At 74.3% G+C, this 4,603-nt stretch carries 3 protein-coding genes; all 3 read left to right on the top strand.

What is annotated here, in order from left to right:
• Nucleotides 1–417 precede the first annotated feature (417 nt).
• The 3 genes from ACFV46_RS33560 (at nt 418) to ACFV46_RS33550 (ending at nt 4,431) form a co-directional block, all read left to right on the top strand.
• A complete protein-coding gene (locus ACFV46_RS33560; RefSeq protein ID WP_062671463.1) occupies nt 418–1,176 on the top strand; it encodes an NUDIX domain-containing protein in 759 nt (252 codons plus the stop codon).
• A gap of 140 nt (nt 1,177–1,316) precedes the next feature.
• On the top strand, nt 1,317–3,380 hold the full coding sequence (locus ACFV46_RS33555) for an ATP-binding cassette domain-containing protein (protein ID WP_385500970.1): 2,064 nt from the start codon (nt 1,317–1,319) through the stop codon (nt 3,378–3,380).
• 163 nt (nt 3,381–3,543) lie between these two features.
• Nucleotides 3,544–4,431 (top strand): FCD domain-containing protein, encoded by an 888-nt coding sequence (locus ACFV46_RS33550; RefSeq protein ID WP_361927474.1) that lies wholly within the window; start codon nt 3,544–3,546, stop codon nt 4,429–4,431.
• Nucleotides 4,432–4,603 lie beyond the last annotated feature (172 nt).

The raw sequence follows: 4,603 nt of genomic DNA, 5'->3' as shown, positions 1-4,603 counted from the left end.
GGGGGCGCCCGGTGCTGGGGGTGTGGGTGGGGGGGGGCGGGGTGTGGGGGGCCCCCCCCCCCCCTCCCCCCGCCCCCGCCACCCCTCGGCCGCCCGCCGGAACGACTCCCGCGCGACGAAGAGCCCCGGACGGGAGCGACGGGCCAGGGTCCCCCGCCCGCGTACGGCCACCGGCACGCATCCCGGGCCCACGCGCCCGGAAACGCCTTCGGCCCCCACCACGAAGGGAGCGGCCGACCGCGCGCCGCGCCGGAAGCCGGCTCGTGGGACCGCGGCCCGTCCCGACGAAAGGTGCGACGGAGGCGGGGGTACGGCCGCGTGAGGCGGCGCATGCTCATCCGGACGTGACCCCGGTCCGCGATCACCCTGACCATAGAAGGGAGTGTTTATCGTCAAGCAGACGACTATGATCGCCGCATGCCCTACGACCCGTCAGCCTTTCCGCCCTTCGCCGTCACCGTGGACCTGGTCGTGCTGACCGTGCGCCGTCACGCCTTGTGCGCGCTGGCGGTCCGCAGGGGAGAGCCCCCCTTCCAGGGGCGCTGGGCGCTTCCCGGCGGATTCGTGCGGGCCGACGAGGATCTGGCACAGGCGGCGGCACGGGAGTTGGCCGAGGAGACCGGTCTGCAGGCCCACGATCCGGGCGCTCCGGCCCAGGACTACGGGGCTCACCTGGAGCAGTTGGCGACCTACGGCGACCCCGATCGGGACCCCCGGATGCGGGTGGTGAGCGTGGCCCACCTGGCGCTCGCCCCCGACCTGCCCGCGCCGACGGCGGGAGGCGACGCGAGCAACGCGCGCTGGGCCCCGGTCGACGAACTGCTGCAGCAGGGCGGCTACGGCCGGGACGGCGAGCCCGTCGCACCGCTTGCCTTCGATCACGCGCGGATCCTCTCCGACGGAGTGGAACGCGCCCGGTCCAAGATCGAGTATTCGTCGCTGGCCACGGCGTTCTGCCCCGCCGAGTTCACCGTGGGCGAGCTGCGGCGCGTGTACGAGGCGGTGTGGGGCGTGGCGCTCGACCCGCGCAACTTCCACCGCAAGGTGACGGGCACACCCGGGTTCCTCGTCCCGACCGGCGGCACCACCACCCGCCAAGGAGGGCGCCCGGCACAGCTCTTCCGGGCCGGCGGCGCCACACTGCTCAACCCCCCGATGCTGCGCCCCGAGGTCTGACGCGGCGGCCCGCACGGCGTTCCGGCCGGGGGCGTGGCCGAAGGCGGGGAGCCGGGTCCGGCGCGCTCGCGTGGAAGGGGTCCCGGCAGCGGGCCTTGCCCTACCCGAAAAAACGGACATAGCACGCTATCTTGCTGCGGGTGATCCAGGCCATCGGATTGACCAGCGACCCTCGCAAGGACCTTCCCCCCGCCGTCGACGACGTCTCGTTCGAGGCGCGCGCGGGGCGCGTCACCGCGTTGCTCGGGGGCCCGGGTGCGGGCAAGACCACGGTGCTCAGACTCATGCTCGAACTCCAACGGGGCCGAGGCGTCACCTACTTCAGGGGACGCCCCCTGCACCGCATCGCCCATCCCTCGCGCGAGGTGGGTGTGGTCCTCGGCGATGTGCCGGGGCATCCGTCCCGCACGGTCCGCGGTCATCTGCGCATGCTCTGCGCGGCGGCCGGCGTCCCCGCGCGGCGCGCCGACGAGGTGCTGGAGGTCGTGGGTCTCGTCAGCCTGCGCGACGAACGGCTCTCCACGCTCTCGCGCGGCATGGACCGCCGTCTCGGACTGGCCTGCGCCCTGCTGACCGACCCGCACACCCTTGTGCTCGACGACCCCGCCGGTGGACTCTCCACGCGCGAGAAGCGCTGGCTGCACGGCATGCTGCGCGCGCACGTCGCCCAGGGCGGCACCGTCCTGCTCACCACGGCCGACCCCAAGGAGGCAGCCCGCACCGCCGACCAGGTCGTCACCCTGGAACGGGGCCGGATCGTCGCCGACCAGGAGGCCGCCGACTTCGCCCGCACCCGGCTGCGCCCCCGGGTCGCCGTCCGCACCCCCCACGCCCCCCGCCTCGCCACCCTGCTCGCCAAGGAGGCCCGTACCACGCACCGCTCGGTCGAGGTCGTGCGCGAGAGCGGCAACCGGCTGTCGGTGTACGGCAGTACATGCGCCGACGTGGGGGAGACGGCGTTCCGGCACGGCATCCCGGTCCACCAACTCGCCGACGAGATCGGCGACATGGGACCGGCCGCCGCGGCCGACCGCGCCGCGGCCGACCGGTCCTCGGACGAGGCGGCGCGGGCCGATGTCGCGCCGCAGCGCAAGGCGGCCGCCACGCGCTCCGCCGGGTCCCGTGAGCAGGCGGCGACCCGCGCCCGCGCCGGCGGCCCGGTCGGTGCGGAGCCCACCTCGGCCACGGAGTCCGCCGGGTCACCGGCGCCCGCGTCCGCACCGGCCCGCAAGCGCCGTGAGCGGTCCGCCGCGTCCCAGGAGACCGCGGCCCGCACCCCGCAGGCGCGGTCCGGCGGCCGGCGGCGGACGGAGTCCGAGCGCAAGACCGAGGCGCCGGAGGGCACCTCCCGGAAGCAGGCCGCCGAGGCGTCCGAGGCCGGTCCCGGTCCCGACGCGCTTCCCGAGCTCCCTCCGCCCATCTCCGTGCGCACCGCACCCAGCCCCCTCCGCCCCCTGCGCTACGAACTGCGGCGCGCGGCCGGGGTCGGCACCGGGTTCGTCACCTGCGGCGTCGTGCTCCTGGTCTCCGCCGTCACCGCCGTCGTCCTCGCGCGGATCGGTCACACCCCCCGGCCCCGGCTGATGGCCGGGTGGCCGCAGCAGCTGCCGCTGCCGCCCGCGGCGCTCGGGGCCGGGCTGCTCGGCGCGCTCGCCTTCGGTGACGAGTTCCGTCATCCCGCGCTCGCCGCCGACCGCGGCACCGTTCCGCGCCGGCTGGGGCTGCTGGCCGCGAAGCTCCTCGTCACCACCGCCACCGCCCTGCTGCTCGCGGTGCTCACCCTGGGCTGCGACATCGAGATGCTGTATCTCGTCTACGGCCGGGAGCTCGCGGAGGTGCCTTCGGACTGGCTTTCGCTGGGCGCCAGTTGGTTCGGGCTCGTGGTGGGCTGCGCGTGGGCCGGGGTGCTCGCGGCCGGACTGTTCCGGTCCACCACGGCGGGGCTCGCCGCGGTGGTCGCCGTGCCGGTGGCCGTCGTACCCGTCGTACAGAAGGTCGTGGAGGGACCGTCCGTACGGACCGCGGCCGGATTTCCGCTGCGGATGCGGGAGCTTCTGCTGAACCAGTGGCCGTTCGGCGGGGAGCGGTACGTGGAGGCCGTGGCCCGCCTGGTCGCCCAACCCGTGGGTGGCGCGCTGACGTTGTCCCTCGCCGCTCTGCTCGGTGCTTTTCTCTTCACGACCCTACGTGGCAAGGTCCGATGACGACTCTTCTCGCCCTTTTCTGAATGGCGTTGAGCGCAACTCCCCGGGGATAGCTCATTTCTTTCCGATAAGGCGTCAATTGCGACGGGGTGAGCGATCACCCTTTCGTGTGCTTTTCACCAAAGACCTCAAGGGAGTTGGAAACGACGCCGACAAAAGATGCGTGAGTACCCTTGCGCACACCATGATGACCGCCGCCCGCGCCGCCGACTCCGGACTCGTCGGCCCGGGCGAACTCGACCGCTACCCCTACGCCGAGGCATCCGTCGCCGACCGCGTCGGAACCCCCGCCTGGGAGGGCGCGGATCCCGAACTCGGCCGCGTCGGCCGCCGTGCGGCGGGCAGCCGCGGACGCGGGCTGCACGGCCAGCTCGTTCAGCAGCTCGGACAGATGATCGTCTCCGGAGATCTGGGCGCCGACCGTCCGCTCGTGCCCGAGGAGATCGGCCAGCGCTTCGAGGTCTCCCGGACCGTCGTGCGGGAGTCGCTCCGCGTCCTGGAGGCGAAGGGCCTGGTCAGTGCCCGTCCGAACGTCGGTACGCGGGTGCGCCCCGTCAGTGACTGGAACCTCCTCGACCCGGACATCATCGAGTGGCGGGCCTTCGGGCCGCAGCGCGACGACCAGCGCCGGGAGCTGAGCGAGCTGCGCTGGACGATCGAGCCCCTCGCCGCCCGTCTTGCCGCCGGGCACGGGCGCGACGACGTCCAGCAGCGCCTCGCCGACATGGTCGAGATCATGGGGCACGCGATGGGGCAGGGCGACGTCCTGACCTTCTCCCGCGCCGACGCCGAGTTCCACTCGCTGCTCATCCAGATGGCGGGCAACCGCATGCTCGAACACCTCTCCGGCATCGTCTCGGCCGCTCTCCAGGTCTCCGGCGGCCCGGTGACCGGCTGTGACCGGCCGAACGAGACATCGCTCGCCCAGCACGGCAGGATCGTCGACGCCCTCGCGGCCGGCGACGGCGCGGCCGCCGAGGCGGCCATGCGCCAGCTGCTCACCGTCCACCCCGAGGTGGAGCGCGTGGTGCCCGCGCCCCGCGAGCACTGACTCCACCCCCCCCGGGTGCCGCGTCCGGGCGATGCCTCCCCCTCCTGGGCATCCCCCGTTCGCGCACCCTTCCCCGTCGGGCCCCCCGGGTACACGACCGATCCGTCGGGGGCGACCGGGGGGGGGGGGGGCCCGGCCGGCGGGCCCCTGGCGGATAGGGCCCCCCGCGGAG

The sequence above is a fragment of the Streptomyces sp. NPDC059852 genome, assembly GCF_042731455.1.
Classification (GTDB): Bacteria; Actinomycetota; Actinomycetes; order Streptomycetales; family Streptomycetaceae; genus Streptomyces.
The sequence above is the reverse complement of the archived record's forward strand: the minus strand, read 5'-3'. Positions and strand labels throughout refer to the sequence as shown.

Coding starts and splice junctions, on each gene's coding strand:
- ACFV46_RS33560 (WP_062671463.1), top strand. CDS start 418: ATGCCCTACGACCCGTCAGCCTTTCCGCCCTTCGCCGTCACCGTGGAC.